We start from the raw sequence: 23316 nt of genomic DNA, 5'->3' as shown, positions 1-23316 counted from the left end.
AGAAACAGGCGCTTCGACGACCTACGTGGCCCGCTATTCCTATTGCCTGACCGTTCGGCAGTTGCCCGCCGGCGGCGTGGTCTTGCAGATATCGATGGAGGTGCGCGTGTCGCCGTGACCGGTTTCGGTTATCAGATTCAGGTCCAAAAGTTCGTATGTCATGAGGTATCGTATGCTGTCGTCGGGTGTTTTTTGCATGGCCGATACGATCCACGAACCTGCTTTCATCTCGGTGAAATAGCTGTCGACCTTGCGTTCATACCATTTGGGTATCGGAACGAGGACGATGGTCTTCTTGCCGTGGATTTTCTTGGCGGTCGGCAGCATGATCCGGTGAATGCCGACAAAGGCGCGGCTGTCTGCCAGGCGCCGTACGCCGCCCGCAAGAACCATCGTACAAGCTGACGAACAGACTGCGCCGACGGGGTTGGCGACGCCGAAGCGGAGGTCGCCCGGCCCGCAGGCTTTTGTGTCTGGCGCGCATTCGGAGAACTCCGTCTTGCCAACCATCGTGTCGAGCCCGCTGGCGCGGATCATATGGCCAAGCGCCATCGCCGCATCGGTCTCGCCGCCCGGGGAATTCAACGCCAAAGGCAATTTGCGGGGGCCGAGTTTTTTCAGCAAGCCTTCAGCAAAGCTGGCGTGCCGGCCACGATGTGACCTTCCGCCGAAATCCATTCCGGGCATGTCGGCTCGCATCCTGGCGTGCTGTTGCGTACAACGACGAAGTGCATCGGCGGTGTATATGCCAGTATGGCAGGCTCAGGCGTCGTTTGGGCGATCGCGCCGCCAATCGCCAGCAGCACGAAAACCAACGTCCATGCGAATGTCTTCATGCCGAGCCTCGCCTGGCAGAGCATCACTTGAGAAATGGGTCTTTGCAAGCATTATCAAAACAGCCGAGCACGTGTTTCTATGGGCCGCGCACTATCTCTGCATGATGGACAGGCCGCTACTGGCGGCCCCTGTCTGAACCGTCGTCGCTTTCCGCCGCCTTCTCCCACCCGAACACACTGCGCCCTCCCAGCAGATGCGACTGGTCGAACTCGCCGGCGACGATCTCCTTAAGGCTCGGCCCGGTGACGTAGCGCTCCAGCCGGCGCGCCTCGCCATCCAGGCGCTTCAGCGCGCCAAGCTCTTCCTCGCGGCCGAGCTTGGCCTTGCCGACGGCCGATTTCAGCACCGCGATCGTCTCGTCATAGACTTTCAGCGGCACCGGGAAGGGATGGCGGTCCTTGCCGCCATGGGCAAGCGAAAAGCGCGCCGGGTCGGAGAACCGGCAAGGCGCGCCATGCACCACTTCCGCCACCATGGCCAGCGCCCGCACTGTGCGCGCGCCGACGCCGGGCACCAGCAGCAGTTCGGGAAAATTGGCCGGCCCGCTTTCGATGGCCGCCGAGATGTTGCCGTGCAGCCGGTGCATGACGATGTCGCTCTCGCGCACGTCGTGATGCGCCGGCATCACCAGATTGGGCAGCATCGGCTGCGCGGATGATTTCGCAGGCGCTGCTTTCGACGGCGGCTCCAGCACCGCTAGCTCGTCAAGGATCCGCTCCGGGCTCATGGTCTTCAACAGGTCGAGCTGTCCGGTCCGCGATGGCTCGGCGCGATGATCGGTCAGGTTGACGATCTCGCCCTGCCGCTCGCCCTCGATCGCCGCATGCGGCTGGTCGACGAAACTGGTCAGCCCTTCCGACAGCCAGTGGTAGCGGCGCGCCTGCCTGCTGTCGCCGTTCATGCCTTGCTGCACCACCACCCAGCGGCTGTCGTCGGTGACGATGAAGCCGTGCAGATAGAGGTCGAAACCGTCCTGCACGGCGGCACTGTCGACCTTGGCGACCAGGCGGCTGGCGGTCGCAAGGGCCGCGCCATCGATGCCGACGCGCTCGCCGATCGCCGCCAGCTCCTGCGGCGTCTTGCGTGAATGCGCGCCGCGCCCGCCGCAGACATGGATGCCGAGCTCGCGCGACATCGGATTGAGCCCGCGCTTCAGCGCGCCGACGACCGAAGTGGTGATGCCCGAGGAGTGCCAGTCCATGCCCATGACGGCGCCGAAAGACTGGAACCAGAACGGATGCGCCAGCCGCCGCAACAGCTCGTCGCGGCCATAATGATGGATGATCGCCTCGCACAGCACCGCGCCCAGCCGCGTCATGCGGTCACCCAGCCATTTCGGAACCCGCCCGCCATGCAGCGGCAAGTCCGCACTGCCGCTTCGCTGCGTCAAGTGAATGCTCCGTGGCTAAGGCGCACCGGCGGTGCGCCTGTGATCTAGATGGCATTTGGGGGGCGATTTGCAAGCGGGGTGGGGGCGGCGACTATCGTCGCCCTACGCTCTTCTTGGCGTCTCGCCGAAAGATGCAGTTACGCCGCCTGTCGCACCTGGCAATAAGGTCGGCTCCCTGCTTGTAGGCGAGACAGGTCTCGAATAGAGCTTACCCCCGACGGCAACTATTAAAATCAAAAACGATGTCGCAATTCTGGTGGGTAAATCACAGTCAGACCGCCCGCCAAGAGATCGACGGGCAATATCTCTGGTCGCCCAAAACTCAGAAGAATGGGGCACGCAGCGAGTTCTACAAAAATATGCGTCGGGCGACACCTGGTGACCTCGTGTTGTCTTTTTTCGGTCAAGCCGTGCGCTATATTGGTCGGGTAGCGGAGTTTGCATTCACAGCACCGAAACCACCGGAGTTCAAGAACACTGGAGCCAATTGGAACGAGGAAGGTTGGCTTCTCCCGGTGTATTGGGCGCCGCTCCTGCCGACGGTGCGCCCGTCGGACATAATTGGCGAATTGGGTCCGCTTCTGCCTGCCCGATACTCGCCCATCGACCCAAACTCCGGATCAGGCCGTCAAAACGCCTATCTCGCGAGCGTATCGCAAGAGGTGTTTCACACAATTGTCGCGGGTACAGCTTTCGACCGCGAAGCTTTGAGGCGTGGTGGCGCAAACAGTCTCACTTTCGAAGTCGTCAATGAAATTTTAGAGGACGTCGTTGAGCGCCGTATCCGAGACGACCTCCAACTCGAGGACACTGTAAAGACGAGCGTCATTCAAGCTCGTCGCGGCCAAGGTAAATTTCGTTCCAATGTCGAAGCCATGGAGCGCTCGTGCCGACTCACAGGGGTCACCAATCCCTCGTTGCTGATTGCAAGCCACATCAAACCTTGGCGCCTATGCGCTTCCGCGCAGGAGCGCTTGGACGGCATGAACGGGCTGCTCCTCACGCCTGATGCCGACCACCTCTTTGACCGTGGCTTCATCAGTTTTGAAGATAGCGGGCAGGTCCTCATATCCCAGCGCGTCGACAAGACTGATTTGCGGCGGCTCGGATTCGAGCAATTGGTGATGCAGAGTTTCGGCTTTGCCGAAGCCCCCGCCGTCTGGCGCACTAGCACCTTCACCCCGCCGCAGCAGGCTTACCTCGCTCACCATCGAGAGGATGTGTTTGTGGCATAGCTCGCATCAACTGAGCGTCAGCCGTCAGGTCCCCCTACCTCGCCGCCCCTAAAACACCGCCTTCTCCAAGAGCGGCTCCAGTGATTCAGCAAATGGCGTCGCCAGGTGGTGCCGGTCGCGGAAGGCGAGTTGGCCGTTGATGAACACGTGGCAGGTTTGGGCGTCGCAGAACTGGCTGGTCAGGTCGACATAGGTGGCGCCGGGCACGCTGCGCACGACGTCGCGCTCGGCCGCGGCGATGTCGTCGTTCGCCGCCGCGTCCCTCGGCGTGTCGCAGACTTCAGGCACCTGCCCGCGCCACAGCGCCCGCGCCACGCATTTGTCGGCATAGCTTCCATTGTAGGGAACGTCCCGGATTACCGCGACCTTGATCCCGGCCCCGCTGAATGCCGCCAGCGTCCAGCGCAGGCCGGTCTTCCACTCCTCGTTCCAATCGGCGTGCTTCAGTTCCTCGGGCGATTCCTTCATCACATTGCCGATCGAAAATTCCGAGATCACCACCATGTGCGGGTGCAACGCGATAATGTCCTTGACCGATTGCTCCCGCCACTGGTCGCATTCGGTGTAGTCGCGCTTCAGCCGCCAGTTCCAGGTCGTCACCCGCGAGGCACGGCAGGACGATTTGAGATAGGTGACGAGGCGATAGTTGTTCTTGGCCGCCGCCTCGATCAGCGGCGTCGACCAGTGGTCGGCATGCGAATCGCCGAAAAGCGCAATCGAGCGCCCGGCGTCCTTGTTGCCGAACACGCAGGCCTTCGGCGGCACTGTCTCGAAGGAGAGAATACAGCCGGCCGCGCGCGCCGTGGAAGGCTGCGCGGCGCTGGCGGCAATGCTGCGCTGCGCAGGATCGAGATCGTGGACGGCGAGCCTGGCATTGGCATAAGCGGCGACGACGCCGGTACCGGTCAGGAGGACGGCCGGCACCAGCGCCCGCGCCGCACTGGCCATCAGCCAGCCATTGCGGCGGATCGGGTTTTCGATGACATGATAGGTGAACCCCGACAGCGCCAGCGTCAGCGCAAAGCAGCCGAGCCGCTGCAGCGGCGAAAGTTCCGGCGTCAGCATCGTGGCATACACGATCACCGGCCAGTGCCAGAGATAGAGCGAGTAGGAGAGTTTGCCGACCCATTGCAGCGGCGCCAGCGCCAGTGCCTTGATGGGGCTTTTCTTGGCGCTCTCCTGCTGCGCGTGCGCCGCTCCTGCCAGCAGCAACAGCACGGTGCCGGCCACCGGCACCAGGGCGAGGAAACCCGGGAAGGGCGTTTCGTCGCTGAAGGAAAGATAGGCGCTGGCAATCAGCGCCAGGCCGAGCCACGCCAGCGGCGTGGCGAGCCGCGGGCGGTTTTGCCAGACTTGTTGCGGCACCATGCTGGCCAGCCCGCCGGCGGCGAACTCCCAGGCGCGTAGCGGCGAGAAATAGAAGGCCCAGGGCTGCGAGACCGTGGTGAGCCACGCGCAGACGGCGAACGAGACGAGGCCGGCAATGCCGATCACCAGGATCGCGCCGCGCTTGCCGGGGCGCAGCCATGCCGCGAGCACAAGCAGCGCCGGCCAGGCGACATAGAACTGCTCCTCCACCGACAGCGACCAGAAATGGACAAACGGGTTGCTGGCCGCATCGGCGGCGAAATAATCGAACGACCAGCGGATCAGCCACAGATTGATCATGTAGGCCGAGGCGAACATGGCGCCTTTGGAATAGAGCGATTGTTCCTCCGGCGACAGGATGAAGGCGCCGGCCACCAGTGTGGCGAGGATGACGAACAGCGACGCCGGCAACAGCCGCCGAGCGCGCCTGGCATAGAAGCGCCACAGGTTGAGCTGCCCGGTCTCGGTGATTTCGGCAAGCAGGTGTTTTGTGATCAGATAGCCCGAGATGACGAAGAAGATGTCGACGCCGGTGAAGCCGCCGGGCAGGCCGGTGAAGCCGAAATGAAAGGCGATCACGCCTGCCACCGCCAAGGCACGCAGTCCTTCGATATCGGGCCGGAACGATGCTGACACGATTTGCCACCTCGTGCTGGTGCATGACCCCGCCTCGGCGAGTAACGATCGCGCCGGGATCATACGTGCGGCAGCTTTGCGCCCAACGGGACACGGCGCTGCAACCGTTGACAGTCGGACCAAGACTCCGCCCTATGGGTCGATATCGCAATGCAACAAATCTAACGCAGTGCAACATTGGAGGAGGCGACGCCGCTGATCTCCCCCTTTGAGGGGGAGATGGCCGGCAGGCCAGAGGGGGTCGGTTCGACCGGACTGGCCCAATCCTGCAAGTGAAGGCAGGCGCTCCACGCGCGGCGACCCCTCTGTCGCCTTCGGCGACATCTCCCCCTCGATGGGGGAGATTAGCTCCCCGCCTCCTTCGCCAAATCTCCGACATCCGGGGTCGGCCCTTGCGTTGCTCCCGTCACACGCATCGGCTATCCAACCGGCAGCCATGCAATTCAAACGGAGCCTCCCATGACCAACACCACCATTTTCAAATTCGGCGCTGTCGAGCATGCCGAGGGCGGCGACTTACCGGGCTGGATCGTTGTGGCGGGCCGGCCGACCATGCAGACCGCCGTGCAGCACACCACCGCCGACGGCAAGGTGCTGTCGGGCACCTGGCGGGCCTCGCCCGGCACTTATCACGCCACCTACACCGACTATGAGTTCGTGCACATGATCGCCGGCCGCATCATCATCACGCCCGATGGCGGCACGCCGGTCGAGGTCGGTCCGGGCGATGCGTTCGTGGTCGAAGCCGATTTCAAGGGCACCTGGCAGATCATCGAGCCGGTAACCAAGCACTTCGTCGTCAAGCTTGCTTGATCGACGTCGTCAGGCTTGCCTGATCGGTGCCGATACACCTCGGCCGGCGCGGTTCATCGCCAGCGTCCCCCTCGCCCAGCAGGGGAGGGGGACGTAGCGAAGCGAATATCGGTTAAGAGGGCGTCACCTCGTTCGCTTCGAACCGATGCGGATCGAAAAGCTGAGACGATGGCGTTCTGCGGAGCCTGGTCGAGAGAACGCAGGCCAGGACTGCTGCCGGGTCGCCCGCGCGTCAGCCAAGAGCGAGCGGCGCACTTCGAGAGTGCATGCCGCCCGTCCGGCGCCGGGCCGTCAATGCTGTTGTTACGAAACCCCCCAGCCCCGTCTCAACCGCCACGGCCATGGCGTGACCCATGGCTTGCTATACGCATGCAGCACCGCGGTCTGTCAACGCCGCCCGCAATGGGCGCGGGAGGTCCCTTTTGCGCCTCCCGGCCAGCTTTCCAGCCGGCCTCGCGCAAGCCATTCGCCGCTCCAAAATGCGCTTGAAATGGCGGTTTTCCGGGTGTTCCGGCCGCTCCGGAGCGGCCCTTTGGCGCGACAGAGGTCGCGATCTAGGCGATTGGATGAATTTGTCTTTCGCGGCTGAAACGTTTCAGGAGCCGGATTGTAAACCTGACTTTTTTTGGGTGTATTTCCCTCACGTCAGTTTTGCACCCCAGCCGGCCCGATCGACCCGCCGGAGGGCAAGCCTCAGGGGCCGGCGTCGGCGCTCTGAGTCTCTCGGACCGACGGGCGCCGGACCATGCCGCTGACGACATAGGCGGCCGCGCCCAGCGCCGTGATCCAGAAGCTCGTCGGCCAGTCGGTCAGGAAGGCTAGCGTCAGGCTGATCCAGGCGATGATCACGGCAAGCGCGATGGACGCCAGCACGCCGGCTCCGACGCCGCTGGTAAGCCTGAGCGCGGTGGCTGCAGGCGCCACCATCAGCGCGAAGACGAGCAGCACGCCGACGATCTGCACCGCCTCGGACGTGGCGACGGCGACCAGCACCATGAACAGGGTCGAGACAAGAGTGAGCGGCACGCCGCGCGCTTCGGCGAGTTCCGGCTGCAGGCTGGCGAACAGGAGCGGGCGCGCGATCAGCAAAAGCGCGACAAGGATCGCCACCGCCAGCACCGCAAGCACGATAACGGTGCGCAGGCTGATGCCCAGCACATTGCCGAACAGCACGTTGGTCGCCTGCGAGGCGAAGGCGGTGTAGAAATGCAGAAACAGCAAGCCCAGGCCGAGCGACAGCGTCAAGACGATGCCGATGGCGACGTCGCGATGCGCGCGCTCGCCAAGCAGGCCGATGCCGATGCCGGCGGCGACGGTGAACACGGTGAGGCCGAGAAACGGCGACAGCCCGATCAGGCCGGCGCCCGTGGCGCCGGGAAAGCCGACATGGGAGAGCGCATGACCGGCGAAGGTCTGGCCCCGGAGCACGAGGAAGTAGCCGACCGCGCCCGAAACGATGCCGACGATGGTGCAGGCATAGAAGGCGTTGCGCATGAATTCATAGTCAAAGATCGTGGACATGCGCCCCGCTCTCCAGTTCGACATCGTCGGCCATGACGAAGATGCGGCCGGCAACCCGCACCACATTGATGTGCGTGCCGTAGAGTTTCGACAGCACCGGACCGCTGATGACCTCGTCGACGGAGCCGATCGCCGCCTTGCGGTTGCCGAGATAGAGCACGCGGTCGACGGCGCGCAGCAGCGGGTTGATCTCGTGCGAGCAGAACAGCACGGCAATGCCGAGCCGTTCGCCGATCTGATGCACCAGGTCGATGATCGCGCGCTGATGGCCCGCATCAAGACTGATCAGCGGCTCGTCGAGCAAAAGCAGTTGCGGATTGCCGATCAAGGATTGCGCGATCAGGATGCGCTGGCGCTCGCCACCGGAAAGCTCGCCCAGCGGCCGCCGCGCAAGGTCGCCGGCGCCCACCTCTTCAAGTGCCTTCCACGCCGCCTCCTTCTCGGCAGCCGATGCGACGGGCCAGCCCCAGCGATGCCCGCCGGCGGCACTCAGCACGAAGTCGAGGCCGCTGACGCCGACATCGCCAAGCGCGCGCCGCGCCTGCGGCATATAGCCGATGTCGGCGTTGCCGCGCGTCGGCGATTTGCCAAGCACCGAAATGGCGCCGCCGGCCGGTTTGATCAGGCCGAGAATGGCGCGCAGCATCGTCGTCTTGCCGGCGCCATTGGCGCCGAGCAGGCCGACAAAGGCGCCTTGCGGAATCGAAAAGGAGACGTCGGATAAAACCCGGCGTCCCCCATAGGTCAGCGTGACCTTGTCGAATTCGATTGCGTTCATTTAGTCACATTCATTCGCAGTCACGTTCATTGTGTGCGGGCGGCGAGCGCCTTCTGAACCGCGTCGATCTGGCCGCCGAACCAGGTCTGGATCGTCTGGCCCGCCGGTTCCGTCTCGGTGACGCCGATGACCGTGACCTTATTCTGCCTGGCGATGTCGAGCAGCCTTGTCGTTGCCTCGTCGGTCACCTGCGAATTGTAGAACAGGATCTTGGCCGAGCCGTCCTTCAGGCTGTTTTCGAACGCCGCCACCTGCGTGGCGCTCGGCTCCGCATCGTTCATCAAGACCACCTGGAAATCGTAGTTCAGCATCTTGAGACCGAGCGCTTCCGCCATGTAGCCGAAGACCGGCTCGTTAGCCGTCACCTCGGTGCCGGCGTACGTCTTCTTGACGTCGGCGATTTCCTTGTCAATGGCCTCGAGCGAGGTCTGGAATGCCTTCAGGTTCGCCTCGTAGTGCACCGCATTGGCCGGATCGCGCTTGACAAGGTCGGCGCTCAGCGCCTTGGCGATGGCCGGCAGCGTCGCCGGGTCGTACCACAGATGCGGGTTGTCGCCCGACTTCTTGCCGATCAGGTCGGCGGCGACGATGGTCGTGCGATCCTTGGCTGTCGAGGCCGACAGCAGCTTGTCCATCCACGGATCGTAATCGGCGCCGTTATAGATGACGATCTTGGCATCGGCGATGGTGCGCGCCGTCGACGGGCTGGTCTCGAACAGATGCGGATCGTCGTCGGGATTGGCCAGGATGCTGGTGACGGTGACGTTGCTGCCGCCGATCTGGCGGGCAAGGTCGCCATAGAAATTCTCGGCCGCCACGATGGTCAGCTTGTCTTCGGCGCCGACAGCCGTGCCGGTCAAAAGCGGCACCGCGACGAGCAGCGCGGCGAGAAAGGGAATGCGACGCATCCGTGGTCTCCTTGCAGTCTGAAATGTATGTCGCCGGAGAGGCGGGCTGTGTAACTGTATAACAGTAACAATATAACGTTTGCGTCGAAAATACGGCTGATGTCAATGGGCTTTTCGAGCCGCGCAGTTTTTCACGCGCACAAAAGCGTGAGCGGCCTGCGCCGATCAGGCGGAGCCACTCATGCCTGTCGGCTATATGCGAAAGGGCAGGCGATCGCCGGCACCGCGAGGCCGCTGCGAACACACCGGTCGTGGCGGTATCCTGATGAATTCGCGGCGGGTAAGTTCCTTGCTTGTTGCCGTCAGTTTTGCGGACGCCTTCCCTCCCACGCGTCCTGCAACAGGGCGCGGATTGCGGCGCGGTCGAAAGGCCGCGGATTCCAGTATGGGTTCCTGGTCGCGATCTCAGCGGCGCGGTCGAGATCGGCCTGCATGAGGCCGAGTTCTTTCAATGTAAGGGGCGCGCCGACCGCCTCGGCGAAATCCTGGAGACCGCTACCGGCGCTGCCGCCAAACAAGTCGGCGACCGGCTTCAACAAGTCGGGCACCGCGACGGCGTTGAAGCCGATCGTGTGCGGCAACATCACCGCATGGGTCTCAGCATGCGGCATGTCGAAAGAGCCGCCCAGCGTGTGACAGATCTTGTGATGCAGCGCCATGCCGACGGCGCCGAGCACCGTACCGCACAGCCAGGCGCCGTAAAGCGCATCGCCGCGTGCATCGATGTTTCCAGGCTCCTTGGTCAACACCGGCAGCGCCGCCTTCATGGCGCGCAATCCTTCTTTCGCCATCAGGGTGGAAATCGGATTGCGATCCTGCGCGTAAAGCGCTTCGGCCGCGTGCGCCATGGCGTTGAGTCCTGACGCGACGCTCATCGCTATCGGCAGGCCGACGGTCAGCTCTGGATCGTAGATCACCACTTCCGGCAGGATCCTTGCGTCACGCATTGTGGTTTTTTCGCCGTTCTCGGTCTGACCGAGGATCGGCGTCACCTCCGAGCCGGCATAGGTGGTCGGGATGACGATCTGCGGCAGGTCGGTGCGCCAGGCGATCGCCTTGCCGAGACCGGTGGTAGAGCCGCCGCCAAGCGCGACAACGCAGTCAGCCTTGACCTCGGTCGCCTTGGCCATTGCCGTTTGGGTTACCTCGACCGGCGTGTGCATGGCGGCGCCCGAAAAGGTGCCGGCCGCCAGCGCGCCGAGGGACTTGGCAAGCGCCTCGCCGTCGGCAGCCCGATGCGGCGTCGACAGCACCAGCGCGCGCTTGCAGCCGAGCTTTTCGATCCAGGTGCCCACCTCGGACGACGCGCCATTGCCGAAGACAATATGCCCAGGGCTGCCGGAATAGGTGAACGTCCTTGTCATGCCGCTCCGCTCCCTTTGCATACTATCATTGTGACGGAGCCGAAATCGAGCGACCAGCTCTCGCTGCCGACGACATCGTTTGCGTCGTCACCGTCTCGCAAGCGGGGCCTGATCTCTCCCGCGTACTCGCAAACGTATCGCCTTGACCACAAAAACGTCAAAAAAGTATCAGTGAGGTGGACACACCGTGGTGGCGGCTGCATGAATTGCCGCCTAAGCTTTGGTCACTGCAGAGAGCGGCAAACGCGGCCTGCGGGAGATGGCACTGCAACTGGTCGCATGACCGGACCGGCGCCGGGAGGAACTGACATGAATCCGGACTTGGAAGTCGTCCAGATCAGACGCGGCGAGTCGTTCAAGGCCTGGGCCCACGGCTACCCCTTCCACACGGTGCGCTGGCACTTCCACCCCGAATACGAAATCCATCACGTCGTCGCCACCACGGGCCATTATTTCGTCGGCGACTTCATCGGCGAGTTCGAGCCCGGCAATCTCGTGCTCACTGGCCCGAACCTGCCGCACAATTGGGTTAGCGACGTGCCGGCAGGCGCCAGCGTGCCGCTGCGCGGCCGCGTCGTGCAGTTCTCGCAAGAGTTCATCGCCGACGCCACCGCCGCGTTGCCGGAACTTGCCGGTTGTGAAAACATTCTCGAGCTCAGCCGCCGCGGCGCGCTATTCTCCACCGCTACGGCCAAGCTCGCCGCACCTGTGCTGGCCGAACTGGTCGAAGCGCAAGGCGTTCGCCGCATCGCTTTGTTCATGGAGCTGGTCGATATTCTGAGCCGCGCCGCCGATGTGCGGACGCTCACCAGCGCCAGCTATCTGCCAGATCCCTCAGGCTTCATGTCGGCCGGCGTCAACAAGGCGCTTGCCTATATCAACGCCAACCTGACCGAGCCGTTCAGCGAAAGCGATCTGGCGGCGATTGCCGGCCGCAGCCCGAGCGCGTTTTCGCGCAGCTTCCGCCGCCATACCGGCATGGCCCTGGTGCAGTATGTCAACCGGCTGCGCATCAACCTTGCCTGCCAGCTGCTGATGAGTGAGGCCGACATGCCGATCACCGAGATCTGCTATGCCGCCGGCTACAACAACATCTCGAATTTCAACCGCCAGTTCCTGACCCAGAAAGGCATGTCGCCTTCGCGCTTCAGGGCCCTGCTGGCGGAAAACATCAGCGCGGAGATTGCCGCCTAACAGGGAGGACCGGGAGGAGCCTAGACATTTACTGAGGTAAGAACGCGGGGTGCGTTGGAGGCGCCCCGTGCTGGAGATCGCTTGTCCCGAAATCCAGGGATATCAAGAGGATGCGCAGCACGGATCAAGTGCTCCGTTGTTCCTCGCAACAGCCCGACTGCAGTCAAGGCCCGGCGCCATGTGGTGTCCAGGGCTTCATGAAACCATTCCTTGAAACGGAGCTATCGAAATGACCAGATTTGCCTGGAAATCGACGGGAGCCATCGCGCTCACTCTTTCTCTTCTTGGCGGCACCGCTGCCTTTGCCGCCCCGGTTACCGACGCCACGGTCGCCTTCTTGATGCCCGACCAGGCCTCGACGCGCTACGAGCAGCACGACTATCCCGGCTTCGTCGCCGAGATGAAAAAACTCTGCCCCGGCTGCAAGGTGATCTACCAGAACGCCGATGCCGACGCCTCGCGCCAGCAGCAGCAGTTCAACTCGGTGATCTCGCAAGGCGCCAAGGCGATCGTGCTCGACCCTGTCGACTCGACTGCCGCCGCCTCGCTGGTCAAGCTGGCGCAGAGCCAGGGCGTCAAGGTCATCGCGTATGATCGCCCGATCCCGACCGCACCTGCCGACTTCTACGTCTCGTTCAACAATGAAGGCATCGGCAAGGCCATTGCCGACTCGCTCGTCGAACACCTCAAGGCGCTGAAGGTCGACCCCGCCAGCGGCGGCCTGCTGCAGATCAACGGATCGCCGACCGACGCGGCCGCCGGGCTGATCAAGAAGGGCATCCATTCCAGTCTCGACAACAGCGGCTACAAGATCCTTGCCGAATACGACACGCCGGAATGGGCGCCGCCGAAGGCGCAGCAATGGGCAAGCGGCCAGATCACCCGCTTCTCCACGCAGATCGTCGGCGTCGTTGCGGCCAATGACGGCACCGGTGGTGGCGCCATCGCCGCTTTCAAGGCCGCCGGTGTCGATCCGGTGCCGCCGGTGACCGGCAACGACGCGACGATCGCCGCCCTGCAGCTGATCATCGCCGGCGACCAGTACAACACCATCTCCAAGCCGAGCGAGATCGTTGCGGCGGCTGCCGCCAACGTCGCCGTCCAGCTTCTGTCGGGCGAGACGCCGAAGGCCGAAATGACCCTCTACGACACTCCTTCGCAGCTGTTCACGCCGGCGGTGGTGACGCAGGAAAACCTAAAGGCCGAGATCATCGACAAGAAGATCAACACCGCCGAAGAGCTTTGCGTCGACCGCTATGCCGAAGGCTGCAAGAAGCTCGGCATCACAAAGTGAAAATGCAGGTCGCCCAAAATCGCGCAGCGGTTTTGGGATAAGACATGCATAAAAGGATGACCTAGAATCCTGATCCTGCTTTCCGGCCGCCCTTGCGGCGGCCGGAAGTTAGCAGTCACTCTTGACCGCCCATCCGGAAAGGTTTGCCACCATGTCTGACATCTCTGACGGACCGGTTTCGGCAGGCGAGCTGGTGCTCAGCCTGCGCGGCATCTCGAAGAATTTCGGCGCCGTTTCGGCGCTCACCGATATCGATCTCGATGTCCATGCCGGCGAGGTGGTGGCGCTGGTCGGCGACAATGGAGCCGGCAAGTCGACGCTGGTCAAGATTCTGGCCGGCGTCCACCAGCCGAGCTCGGGGACCATCAATTTCCGTGGCAGGCAAGTGACCATGCCTGACCCGAGTGCCGCGCTGACGCTCGGCATCGCCACCGTCTTCCAGGATCTCGCACTGTGCGAAAACCTCGACGTCGTCGCCAACATCTTTCTCGGCAAGGAGCTCAACCCGCTGCGGCTGGACGAGGTGGCGATGGAGATCCGCGCCTGGACGCTGCTCAACGAATTGTCTGCGCGTATTCCAAGCGTCCGCGAGGCGGTCGCCTCGCTTTCCGGCGGCCAGCGCCAGACCGTGGCGATCGCCCGCTCGCTGCTGCTCGACCCCAAGGTCATCCTCCTCGACGAGCCGACCGCCGCGCTTGGCGTCGCCCAGACGGCGGAAGTGCTGAACCTCATCGACCGGGTGCGCGAGCGTGGGCTCGGCGTGCTGATGATCAGTCACAATATGGAGGACGTGCGCGCCGTCGCCGACCGCATCGTGGTGCTCAGGCTTGGCCGCAACAACGGCGTCTTCGAACCCGACGCCTCGAACCAGGAACTGGTCAGCGCCATCACCGGCGCCGCCAACAATGCAGTGTCGCGCCGCGCCGAACGGCGCAAGGCCGCCGAACAAGCGCACAACCAGGAGCAGCGGCCATGAGCGCGGAGCCCAAGCAGGACACCTCCTCGTCGACGGCGCTCGACCGCAGCGACGTGCGCGTCAAGCACCAGGCCGGCGTCGGTGGCGCCATCAGCGCCTTCTTCGACCGCGTCCGCTCCGGCGACCTCGGCTCGTTGCCGGTCATCGTCGGCCTGGTCATCATCTGGAGCGTGTTCACCGCCCTCAATCCGGTCTTCGTCTCGTCGAGCAATCTGGTCAATCTCCTGTTCGACTGCTCGACCGTCGGCGTCATCGCGCTCGGCATCGTCTGTGTGCTGATGGTCGGCGAGATCGACCTGTCGGTCGGCTCGATCAGCGGCTTTGCCTCGGCCATGGTGGGCACGCTGTGGGTCAACCAAGGCTGGCCGGTGGCGCTCGCCATCCTCGCCGCGATTGCCGTCGGCGGTTTCATCGGCGCGCTCTATGCCTTGCTGTTCAACCGGCTCGGCATGCCGAGTTTCGTCTCGACGCTCGCCGGCTTGCTCGCCGTGCTGGGCCTGCAGCTGTATATTCTGGGCTCCACCGGCTCGATCAATCTGCCCTATGGCTCGAACCTGGTGAATTTCGGCCAGTTGCTGGTCATGCCGGACTGGCTGTCCTATGCACTGGCGGCATTGCCCGGCATCGTCATGCTGATCACCGGCCTGCGCACCGTCAGCCGCCGCCGGGCCGTCAATTTGTCGGCGCCGTCTGTCGGCGGCCTCATCGTGCGCGTCGCCGCCCTGACCATCCTGCTCGAACTGATCGTCGGTTATCTCAACCAGGCGCGCGGCATACCGTGGATGTTCGGCCTGTTCGTCGGCCTGGTGGTGGCGATGAACTATGCGCTGACCCGCACCCAATGGGGCCGCTCGATGACCGCCGTCGGCGGCAACCGCGAAGCGGCGCGCCGGGCCGGCATCAAGGTGCGCTCGATCTACCTCAGCGCCTTCGTCATGTGCTCGATGTTTGCCGCCCTCGGCGGCGTCCTGTCGGCGGCGCGGCTGGCCTCCGCCAGCCAGCAGGCCGGCACCGGCGACGTCAACCTCAACGCCATTGCGGCGGCGGTCATAGGCGGCACCAGCCTGTTTGGCGGCCGTGGCAGCGCCTATTCCGCGCTGCTCGGCATCATCGTCATCCAGTCGATCGCCAGCGGGCTGACCTTGCTCGATCTGTCATCGTCGCTTCGCTACATGATCACCGGCGCCGTTCTGGCAATTGCGGTCATCGTCGACTCCCTGGCACGCCGCTCGCGGGTTTCCCACGGCCGAGCCTGAACCAACAGAGAATACGAGGATAGAAGAATGGCTCAGGATTTGAGTGGAAAAGTCGCGGCGATCACCGGCGCCGCGTCGGGCATAGGCCTGGAATGCGCGAGAGCGCTGATTGCCGCCGGCGTTCGCGTTGTGCTCGTCGACCGCGCCGCCGACGCGCTGAAAAGCGTCTGCACCGAACTCGGTCCCAACGCGATCCCGCTGGTGATCGATCTGATGGAGCCGGCCAGCGTCGCGACGATGATGCCGCAAATCCTGGACAAGGCCGGCCAGCTCGATATCTTCCACGCCAATGCCGGCGCCTATGTCGGAGGCCCGGTGCTCGAAGGCGACCCCGATGTGTGGGACCGCATGCTGAACCTCAACATCAACGCGGTGTTCCGTTCCATACACGCCGTGCTGCCGCATATGGTCGAACGAAAGACCGGCGACATCATCGTGACGTCCTCGATCGCCGGACTGGTGCCGGTGGTCTGGGAGCCGATCTACACCGCCTCCAAGCATGCCGTGCAGGCCTTCGTCCACACGGTGCGCCGGCAGGTCGCCCCGCACGGCCTGCGCGTCGGCGCGGTGCAGCCGGGGCCGGTGGTGACAGCGCTGATCAGCGACTGGCCGAAGGACAAGCTTGAGGATGAACTGGCCAAGGGCGGCCTGATTCAACCGGTCGAGGTCGCCGAAGCCGTGCTGTTCATGCTGACTAGGCCGAGAAATGTCACTATCCGCGATCTGGTGATCCTGCCGCAGAGCAATGATTTGTGAGGCAGTAGGCATTAGGCAGTAGGGAATGGGGAGAGGCTCTTGCAACTGACCGTTCACTGCTGACCATCTCGCCTACTGCCTACTGCCTACTGCCTACTGCCTACTGCCTAACCTCTGAGGTTCCCCATGTCCCACTTCCTCGGCATCGACGTCGGCACTGGCAGTGCCAGGGCGGGGGTGTTCGACAATAAGGGCACCATGCTTGCCTCGGCGAAGCGCGACATCGCTCTGTTCATCGAGCCCGGCGAAATCGCCGAACAGTCGAGCGAGGACATCTGGCGTGCGGTTTGCGCCAGCGTGCGCGAGGCGGTGACGAAGTCGGGGCTCGCCGGGCGCGACATTGACGGCATCGGCTTCGACGCCACCTGTTCGCTGGTCGTGGTCGGCAAGAACGGCGCGCCGTTGCCGGTCGGCCGTTCCGGCGACAGCCAGCGCAACATCATCGTCTGGATGGACCATCGCGCGCTCGACCAGGCGCAGCGCATCAATGCCGGCAAGCACGCCGTGCTCGATTATGTCGGCGGCACCATATCGCCGGAGATGGAAACGCCGAAGCTGTTGTGGCTGCGCGAAAACCTGCCCGACACCTTCGATGCCGCCGAGCATTTCTTCGACCTCACCGACTATCTGACCTGGCGCTCAACCGGCAGCCTGGGGCGCTCGATCTGCACGCTGACCTGCAAATGGACCTATCTCGGTCATGAGCGGCGCTGGGACGAAGCCTATTTCCGCGCCATCGGCCTCGGCACGCTCACCGATGAAGGCTTTGCCCGCATCGGCACCGAAATCGTCGAGGGTGGCACGGCACTTGCCCAAGGCCTCACTGAGGCCGCCGCGGCCGATCTCGGCCTGCTGCCGGGAACGCCGGTTGCTGCCGGCCTGATCGATGCCCATGCCGGGGGAGTCGGCACGGTTGGCGGGCAGGGCTCGGTCGGCACCTTGCAGTCGCGCATGGCCTATGTGTTCGGCACTTCGGCCTGCACCATGGCCAGCACCAGCGAGCCGGCCTTCGTGCCCGGCGTCTGGGGTCCGTATTTTTCCTCGATGGTGCCGGGGCTTTGGCTCAATGAAGGCGGGCAATCGGCGGCGGGTGCTGCAATCGACCACCTCGTCGCTTTCCATCCGGCCACGGCTGAGGCATCCGCAAAAGCCAAGGCGGAAGGTCTCGGCCTGACCGCTTGGCTTGGTCAGCAGGCGGCGAAACAGTCCGCCGACCTGTCCGCAGTAGCGCACCTAGCCGATGGACTGCATGTCGTGCCGGAATTCCTCGGCAACCGCTCGCCCTTCGCCGATCCCGAGTCCAAGGCCCTGATCGCCGGGCTTGGCATGGACACGTCCCTCGACAGTCTGGTCGCGCTCTATGTCGCCGGCCTGCTGGGCATCGGCTACGGCGTTCGCCAGATCCTGGCGGCGATGGCCAAAAAAGGCATTGCCATCGACACTATCGTCGTCAGCGGCGGTGCGGCGCAAAGCGAGCTGGTACGTCAGCTTTTGGCCGACACCACAGGCCTGACCGTCGCCGGTTCGACCTCGCCCGAACCGGTGCTGCTCGGCTCAGCCATATTGGCTGCGGTGGCGGCGCAAAAATTTCCCGATGTGATCTCGGCGATGACCGGCATGTCGCGCATCGGCGACATCTATCGCCCGGCCGGTGGCGACCTCGTGCCCTGGCACGACAAGCGCTTCGCCGCCTTCGAATTGCTGCAGCAGGCAGGCCGCGCCATCCGCGATTGAACGGCTTGGCTCACGTCCAGAAATAGCGGACGATGTGGAAGAACACCGGTGCGGCGAAGACCAGGCTGTCGGCGCGGTCCATCATGCCGCCGTGACCCTCGATCAGGTGACCCCAGTCCTTGACGCCCTGGTCGCGCTTGATCGCCGACGCCACCAGCCCGCCGAGGAACCCCATCAGGCAGGCGATGAAGGCGACGCCTGCCGCCGCCAGCGGCGAGAACGGCGTCAGGAACGACAGCAGCGCGCCGAGAAGGCTCGATGCCACCAGCCCGCCGACCAGCCCTTCCCAGGTCTTCGAGGGCGAGACGGAGGGCGACAGAAGATGCCTGCCGAACAGCTTGCCGAAAATGTATTGCAGCACGTCGCTGCCTTGCACGGTGATGATCAGGAAGGCGATGAGCAGGAGGTTGCGGCCCTCGAAACCGGGCACGTTGAGGGTCAGCAGCGCCGGCACATGGCTGACGCAGTAGACCGAGATCATGACCGCCCATTGCTGCGCGGACACGCGCTCGAGGAAGCGCTCGGTGTCGCCGTTGAGCGCGGTGACCGCCGGCATCAAGAGGAAGCAGTAGACGGGGATGAAAATGGTGAAGAGCCCGTACCAGGCGGTCCACACCAGCCAGTACTGGAAGGGAATGATGATGCCGAACATGCCGAGCAGCACCCAGTGGTCGCTGCGCCGGCTGTGCGTCAGCGTCACGAACTCGCGCAGCGCGGCAAACGAGATCAGCGCAAACAGGATGGTCATGCCGGTGCGGCCGAAGAAGAAGGCGACGGTGATCGCCAGCACCATCACCCACCAGGCGTTGATGCGCTGGTTCAAGTTGACGAGCGTCGAGGGCAGCGGCTTCGGCGCCCGCCATGAGAGGATACCGGCAACGATGCTCGCCATGGTCAGCACGCAGATCAGGCCGGCCAGCAGGATGACGGTTTCATGCATTGGCGGCAGTGTCATACGAAGTCTCTTTGCCTGGTCATGCTAGTGGTCCCGATCGGGACGCGGGTTGAGCGACAGCAGCGTCTGGCGCGCGCGCTCGAGGAAGGTGCGGCGTTCTTCGCCGGGCGCGATCGCCACCGGCGGACCGAAGACGACGCGGCACAGAAGCGGCACCGGCAGGAACTGGCCCTTGGGCAGCACGCGCGACATGTTCTCGATCCAGCACGGGATGAGTTCGACATCGGGCCGCGCCATCGACAGATTGTAGAGGCCGGAGCGGAACGGCAGCAGATCCGCCTCCGTCGTGTTGCGAGTGCCTTCGGGAAACAGGATCAGCGAGTGGCCGTCGTCGAGCACCGACAGCATGATCGAGATCGGGTGTTGCGTTTCGTCGGTCCACTGCCGGTGGATGAGCACGGACGACAGCATGTCCTGCGCGATGAAGCGGCGCAGCCGCGACTTGCCCCAATATTCGGCCGCCGCGATCGCATGGGTCCGGGCGCGCACCTTCTCACTCAGACAGGCCGACAGCAGGATGAAATCACCATGGCTGGCATGGTTGGCGAAGTAGATGCGCTGCCGCTCCGACGGCTGGCTGCCGTTCCAGATTGGTCTGACGCCGGTTACCACCCAGGCCGCCGCCGACAGGCCGACCGACGTCACCGTCTGCAGCAAGGTGAAGGTGTTGGCGCGCAGGTGAAGTTTTGTCATGGCTCAAACAAATGCTGCGAAAAGGGATGCCGCAGCAAACATGGCGAGCGCCATGCGCTGCCTTGTCAGCAGGCGGCGCGTGCCTGCAATGCGACGGTCAAGCGAGCGGCCGCCGGCAGCGGTGGGCTTCAGGCGCATGCGCGCCAGCACATCGTCGACCGCGGCACCCCCGGCGGCCTCGCTGGCGTGGCTTGCCATCAGCCGGAACAGCAGCGCATCGAACAAAAGCAAGGCCGAAAGAGCCAGCGTGGCCACGGCGCCCGCCGCCGCGACCAGCCAGGCCGCCGCGGACAGCGCTGTCGTCTGCGGTCCGGCCACCAGGCCGATGACCGGCGCTGCCATCACAGCCGCGACCACCAGCAGGATCGGCCACACCGCCTGCACCATCAGCCCGGCGGCGAATATTTCGGCCTTCTCGGGAAAATTGTCGCCACTCATGCCGGCCAACTCATGTCGGTTCTTCCAGCCCCGGTTCTTCCAGCCCCGGTTCATCCAGCCCGATCTGAACGTGCACGGGCCTGCCCGACGCGGCGAGTTTCTTGCGCGCCTGTGCAGCTGTGTACGAGCGCCCCGTCACCACCAGCCAGTCGGCGACGATGGCCGCACTGCGCTGGAAGCCGAGCGCGCAGCAGACCAGGACGGTGCCGCGCCGGCGCGCCAGCTCGATCGCCGCCACCGCTCGCTCCAGCCTGTCGTGAGGCGGCGCCACGAGGTCGAGCATCGCGTAGCTGATCCAGCGGCAGGTCACGCCGCGCGGCCGTTCCATCTCGCCGGCAAGGTCGATCACTGTGCCGAAGCGGTTGGCCTCGTCGGCACTCGGAAACCGGCCGAGGAAAACACCGTCGGTGATCTCCACTTGCGGCGCCAGTTGGCGGGTCCATACCCACACATTGATCCGGGCGCCAAGCCGGTAGGGCAGGAGCAGGATACGGTTGGCCAGTGAGACGCTACCATCGGCTGCCTTCTGGAACACTTTGGCGCCGGCCCCAGCATAGCCGAAGGCGACGATGGCCAGCGCCAATGCCGGCCACAACAGGATGAGAAAATCGGCGGAGACCAACGCGCCCTCGGCAGCGCCGGCCAGGGCAAGGGCCGCCCCCAGCCCGTAATAACCCGCCAGCCGCCGCGCCCTTGGGTCGGCGGTCAACCGAAAACCCCAGAATGGCAGCTCGCCCTTGGACGGAAACAGCCACAGCGCAAACAGGCCGAGCAGGGCGCCGGTCGGAATGTCGATGAAATGGTGCTGCCAGGTCGTCAGCACCGAGGCGCCGATGAGAAAACACCAGACGTGCCAGACCGGGCGGAGAATGCCGCCGAGACGGTGACGTGCCAGAACGTGACGCCAATGGTCCCAGATGATCACCAGGAGTGCGATGTGCAGGGATGGCGCTTGGTTGAACGGCTTGTCGAAACCACCGAGCACCGCAAACAGGAAACCCGGCAGGCCGGTGGTTTCCGGCCGCACGAAGGTCGCCGTCAGCGGGAACGCGATGAAGCAGGCGACGGCAATGATCTGCGCCGAGAGATAGCGGCCGGCGAGCCGGTCGACGCCGCGCCTGGTCGTGTTGAGCAGCAGCGATAGGCCGTAGAACAGATTGATCGACCAATAGGGCACGATCGTCCAGGCGACGAACGGGATGGCGTATTCCCAGGCAAACACGATGCTGCCGACATGGTCGCGCCGCGACGCCAGCCAGTTGGCAAAGCCATAGGTCGCGTAGAAGAACGGCGCCAGCAGGACCAGCCAAAGGGCTGCCCTCAGCACGATGCCCAAATAGGGTTCCCGCGCCGGGGCAGGGTCAGTGACAGGCAGGGCCATGGTCTCAGACGCGCCGTGCGACCGAGACGGTGAAGATGCCCCATTGGTCGATGCGCTGGTCGATCTTCTCGAAACCGGCAGCCGTCACCAACTGGTCCATTTCGCCCTGCGTGCGCCGCCGCATCACCCAGGCCTGGCCGCCGCGATGCGAGGTCAGGCTGCGCGCGATCATCTCCAGTTGCGGATGCCACGGCTGGTTGGTGTAGACGAGCAGGCTGCCGGGTTGCATGGCGCTGGCCAGTCCACCGAGCGAACGGGAAATCAGCGCATTGTCGGCGAACAATTCGTAGAGCCCGGAGACGATGGCGAGGTCCGGCGCCGGGGTCAACCCAGCCAGCATGTCGGCATCGAAGGCGTCGGCCTGATGGAAGGTGACGCTGGTAGGCAGTTGCCGCTCGGCGATCAGCTTCGAGCCGAGCCCGACATTGAGTTCGGAATAATCCTGCAGCCGGACGCTTGCCGGCGGTTCAGTGCATTTTGCGACGGCATCGAGCACATAACGGCCGTGACCGGCGGCGATGTCGAGCATGTGGACGGGACGGCCAGCCGCCATCAGGCTGGCGGCGGCGTTGCCGATCAGCTCTTCCAGATGCAGCTTGCGCTGGCGGATGCCGCGCCAGCCGATGGCGTCGAGGAAGGTGCGGTCGATCATGCGGCCGATGAAGCCGCTGCCGCGCGCGTCGTTCTCGTAGACATAGTCGAGCGTCGAGCCGGAATCGAAGCCGGTGGCGATGCCAATCTTCATGCCCGAAGACAGCCAGGCGCCCATGCGGATCGAGGCGCGACTCATCGCCCAGAAAATTCCCTTGGGCGACAACAGCGTCAGCGGCGAGGCGAGCCTCTCGGCCTCGTCGCGGGTGTAGCCGGCGCGGTCGGCCTGAAGCAAGTCGATGGTTTTCTCCGGCGTGGCAAATTGCTTTTCGAGGAACGGCCGGATCAAGTCCAGCGCCTGCTTGCGATCGCGCTCGCCCAGCGTGTCGTGGAAGAAGCCGGGCAGCACATGCCGCTCCTTGGCGCTGCTGCCGAGATTGACGAAGAATTCGTGCTGCGGTCCATGCCGCACCACCCAATCGCTGCCGGAGATCAAGAGCTGCGTCGGCACGGTGATGGCGCGCGCGTCCGAGACGATGCGGGCAGCGTGGTCGTAAAGCTCGACCAGGATGTTGGAGGCGATCGGTCGCGTGATCAGCGGATCGGCGTCGAAGGAAGCGATGCGCTCGGCATCATGCGTCAGGAACTTCGCCTTGACGTAGGAATTGACGAAGAAGCGGCCCTTGAGCTTCTGCCACAGCGCAATGCCCTCCTTGGCGAAGGGCACGTAGAGCTTGACCGAAAAGGCCGGTGAAGCCACCACCAGCGCGCGGATGTCGGGCGCATAGTCATGCACCCATGCAGCGGCCAGCACGGCGCCGAAGGACTGCGCGATCAGCGCGATGTCGCGCTGGCCAAAACCATCCCGGCCGATCTCACGCACCAGGCAGTCGATGTCACGAACCAGGGCGGCAAAGGATGGCGCATAGCCGCGCTCGCCGGCCGAGCGGCCATTGCCGCGCGCGTCCCAGGCGTAGAAGGCATGGTCGGGCATGGCGAGTTCGTCGACCAGATGCGCCATGCGGCCGCCATGCTCGTGGCCGCGATGGAACAGAAGGATCGCACCCTTTGGCGTCGACCCGGCGGCCGGCCAGTAGCGGTAGAAGATCTCGGTGCCGTCATGGCTCTTGAACGTGCGCTCCTGCGCGATGCGCTCGAGGCTTGCCGGTGCTCCGGCTGCAATGGTCTGGTGGATCAT

General features: G+C 64.3%; 21 protein-coding genes. 8 read left to right on the top strand and 13 right to left on the bottom strand.

The features are described 5' to 3' along the window. Window positions 1–39: 39 nt before the first annotated feature. The 3 genes from NKH22_RS24900 to NKH22_RS24890 form a co-directional block, all read right to left on the bottom strand. A complete protein-coding gene (locus tag NKH22_RS24900) occupies window positions 40–624 on the bottom strand; it encodes a COG3904 family protein (protein ID WP_352710049.1) in 585 nt (194 codons plus the stop codon). Continuing rightward, window positions 618–836 (bottom strand): hypothetical protein, encoded by a 219-nt coding sequence (locus NKH22_RS24895; protein ID WP_352710050.1) that lies wholly within the window; start codon window positions 834–836, stop codon window positions 618–620. Before NKH22_RS24895 ends, NKH22_RS24900 begins: the two co-directional genes overlap by 7 nt. A gap of 116 nt (window positions 837–952) precedes the next feature. After that, a complete protein-coding gene (locus NKH22_RS24890) occupies window positions 953–2227 on the bottom strand; it encodes a DUF763 domain-containing protein (protein WP_023805597.1) in 1275 nt (424 codons plus the stop codon). Between the two features lie 242 nt (window positions 2228–2469). Between NKH22_RS24890 and NKH22_RS24885 the strand changes: the two genes are divergently transcribed. Next, window positions 2470–3462: an HNH endonuclease gene (locus tag NKH22_RS24885; RefSeq protein WP_023805596.1), complete on the top strand. Its 993-nt coding sequence runs from the start codon at window positions 2470–2472 to the stop codon at window positions 3460–3462. A 48-nt stretch (window positions 3463–3510) separates the two neighbouring features. On the opposite strand, the gene NKH22_RS24880 is transcribed toward NKH22_RS24885, so the two are convergent. Then, complete coding sequence (locus tag NKH22_RS24880) at window positions 3511–5466, bottom strand: acyltransferase family protein (RefSeq protein WP_023805595.1); 1956 nt, start codon at window positions 5464–5466, stop codon at window positions 3511–3513. A gap of 459 nt (window positions 5467–5925) precedes the next feature. Here NKH22_RS24880 and NKH22_RS24875 point away from each other — a divergent pair, with 459 nt between their 5' ends. Further along, the gene (locus NKH22_RS24875; RefSeq protein WP_023672492.1) at window positions 5926–6279 is read left to right on the top strand and encodes a cupin domain-containing protein; all 354 of its coding nucleotides are present in this window, start codon (window positions 5926–5928) and stop codon (window positions 6277–6279) included. Between the two features lie 693 nt (window positions 6280–6972). On the opposite strand, the gene NKH22_RS24870 is transcribed toward NKH22_RS24875, so the two are convergent. The 4 genes from NKH22_RS24870 to NKH22_RS24855 form a co-directional block, all read right to left on the bottom strand. Continuing rightward, window positions 6973–7800, bottom strand: a complete 828-nt coding sequence (locus tag NKH22_RS24870) for a metal ABC transporter permease (protein WP_196814115.1) — start codon at window positions 7798–7800, stop codon at window positions 6973–6975. Beyond that, entirely contained in the window at window positions 7784–8578 is a 795-nt protein-coding gene (locus NKH22_RS24865) for a metal ABC transporter ATP-binding protein (protein ID WP_023693839.1), read from the bottom strand. Before NKH22_RS24865 ends, NKH22_RS24870 begins: the two co-directional genes overlap by 17 nt. 26 nt (window positions 8579–8604) lie before the next feature. Next, a complete protein-coding gene (locus NKH22_RS24860) occupies window positions 8605–9486 on the bottom strand; it encodes a metal ABC transporter solute-binding protein, Zn/Mn family (RefSeq protein WP_031198070.1) in 882 nt (293 codons plus the stop codon). Between the two features lie 302 nt (window positions 9487–9788). Further along, window positions 9789–10850, bottom strand: coding sequence for a maleylacetate reductase (locus NKH22_RS24855; protein ID WP_023693837.1), 1062 nt, complete (start codon window positions 10848–10850; stop codon window positions 9789–9791). 309 nt (window positions 10851–11159) lie between these two features. Between NKH22_RS24855 and NKH22_RS24850 the strand changes: the two genes are divergently transcribed. The 6 genes from NKH22_RS24850 to NKH22_RS24825 all read left to right on the top strand — a co-directional run bounded on the left by NKH22_RS24850 (window position 11160) and on the right by NKH22_RS24825 (window position 18060). After that, window positions 11160–12044, top strand: a complete 885-nt coding sequence (locus tag NKH22_RS24850; protein WP_023693836.1) for an AraC family transcriptional regulator — start codon at window positions 11160–11162, stop codon at window positions 12042–12044. Between the two features lie 229 nt (window positions 12045–12273). Continuing rightward, a complete protein-coding gene (locus tag NKH22_RS24845) occupies window positions 12274–13338 on the top strand; it encodes an ABC transporter substrate-binding protein (protein ID WP_023672498.1) in 1065 nt (354 codons plus the stop codon). A gap of 151 nt (window positions 13339–13489) precedes the next feature. Next, window positions 13490–14314 carry an ATP-binding cassette domain-containing protein gene (locus NKH22_RS24840; RefSeq protein WP_023693835.1) on the top strand — a complete coding sequence of 275 codons (825 nt, stop codon included), beginning with the start codon at window positions 13490–13492 and terminating at the stop codon, window positions 14312–14314. Further along, window positions 14311–15570: a sugar ABC transporter permease gene (locus NKH22_RS24835; RefSeq protein WP_023821252.1), complete on the top strand. Its 1260-nt coding sequence runs from the start codon at window positions 14311–14313 to the stop codon at window positions 15568–15570. Before NKH22_RS24840 ends, NKH22_RS24835 begins: the two co-directional genes overlap by 4 nt. Window positions 15571–15597: 27 nt before the next feature. Beyond that, window positions 15598–16326, top strand: coding sequence for an SDR family oxidoreductase (locus NKH22_RS24830; protein ID WP_023672501.1), 729 nt, complete (start codon window positions 15598–15600; stop codon window positions 16324–16326). A 126-nt stretch (window positions 16327–16452) separates the two neighbouring features. Beyond that, a complete protein-coding gene (locus NKH22_RS24825; protein WP_352911408.1) occupies window positions 16453–18060 on the top strand; it encodes an FGGY-family carbohydrate kinase in 1608 nt (535 codons plus the stop codon). A gap of 10 nt (window positions 18061–18070) precedes the next feature. Here NKH22_RS24825 and NKH22_RS24820 read toward each other — a convergent pair whose 3' ends face one another. Genes NKH22_RS24820 through NKH22_RS24800 form a run of 5 tightly spaced genes read right to left on the bottom strand, consistent with a single transcriptional unit; the run spans window position 18071 to window position 23313 of the window. Then, a complete protein-coding gene (locus tag NKH22_RS24820) occupies window positions 18071–19000 on the bottom strand; it encodes a phosphatidate cytidylyltransferase (protein ID WP_027048767.1) in 930 nt (309 codons plus the stop codon). A 39-nt stretch (window positions 19001–19039) separates the two neighbouring features. Further along, window positions 19040–19708, bottom strand: coding sequence for a lysophospholipid acyltransferase family protein (locus NKH22_RS24815; RefSeq protein ID WP_023672504.1), 669 nt, complete (start codon window positions 19706–19708; stop codon window positions 19040–19042). 3 nt (window positions 19709–19711) lie between these two features. After that, a complete protein-coding gene (locus NKH22_RS24810) occupies window positions 19712–20146 on the bottom strand; it encodes a hypothetical protein (protein WP_352911405.1) in 435 nt (144 codons plus the stop codon). A gap of 10 nt (window positions 20147–20156) precedes the next feature. Further along, window positions 20157–21527 carry a phosphatase PAP2/dual specificity phosphatase family protein gene (locus NKH22_RS24805; protein WP_352911402.1) on the bottom strand — a complete coding sequence of 457 codons (1371 nt, stop codon included), beginning with the start codon at window positions 21525–21527 and terminating at the stop codon, window positions 20157–20159. A 4-nt stretch (window positions 21528–21531) separates the two neighbouring features. Beyond that, entirely contained in the window at window positions 21532–23313 is a 1782-nt protein-coding gene (locus NKH22_RS24800) for a bifunctional alpha/beta hydrolase/class I SAM-dependent methyltransferase (RefSeq protein WP_502908598.1), read from the bottom strand. Window positions 23314–23316: the final 3 nt, after the last annotated feature.

The sequence above is a fragment of the Mesorhizobium sp. M1252 genome (assembly GCF_040318265.1).
GTDB lineage: Bacteria > Pseudomonadota > Alphaproteobacteria > Rhizobiales > Rhizobiaceae > Mesorhizobium.
This window is presented reverse-complemented; position numbering and strand designations above follow the sequence as displayed.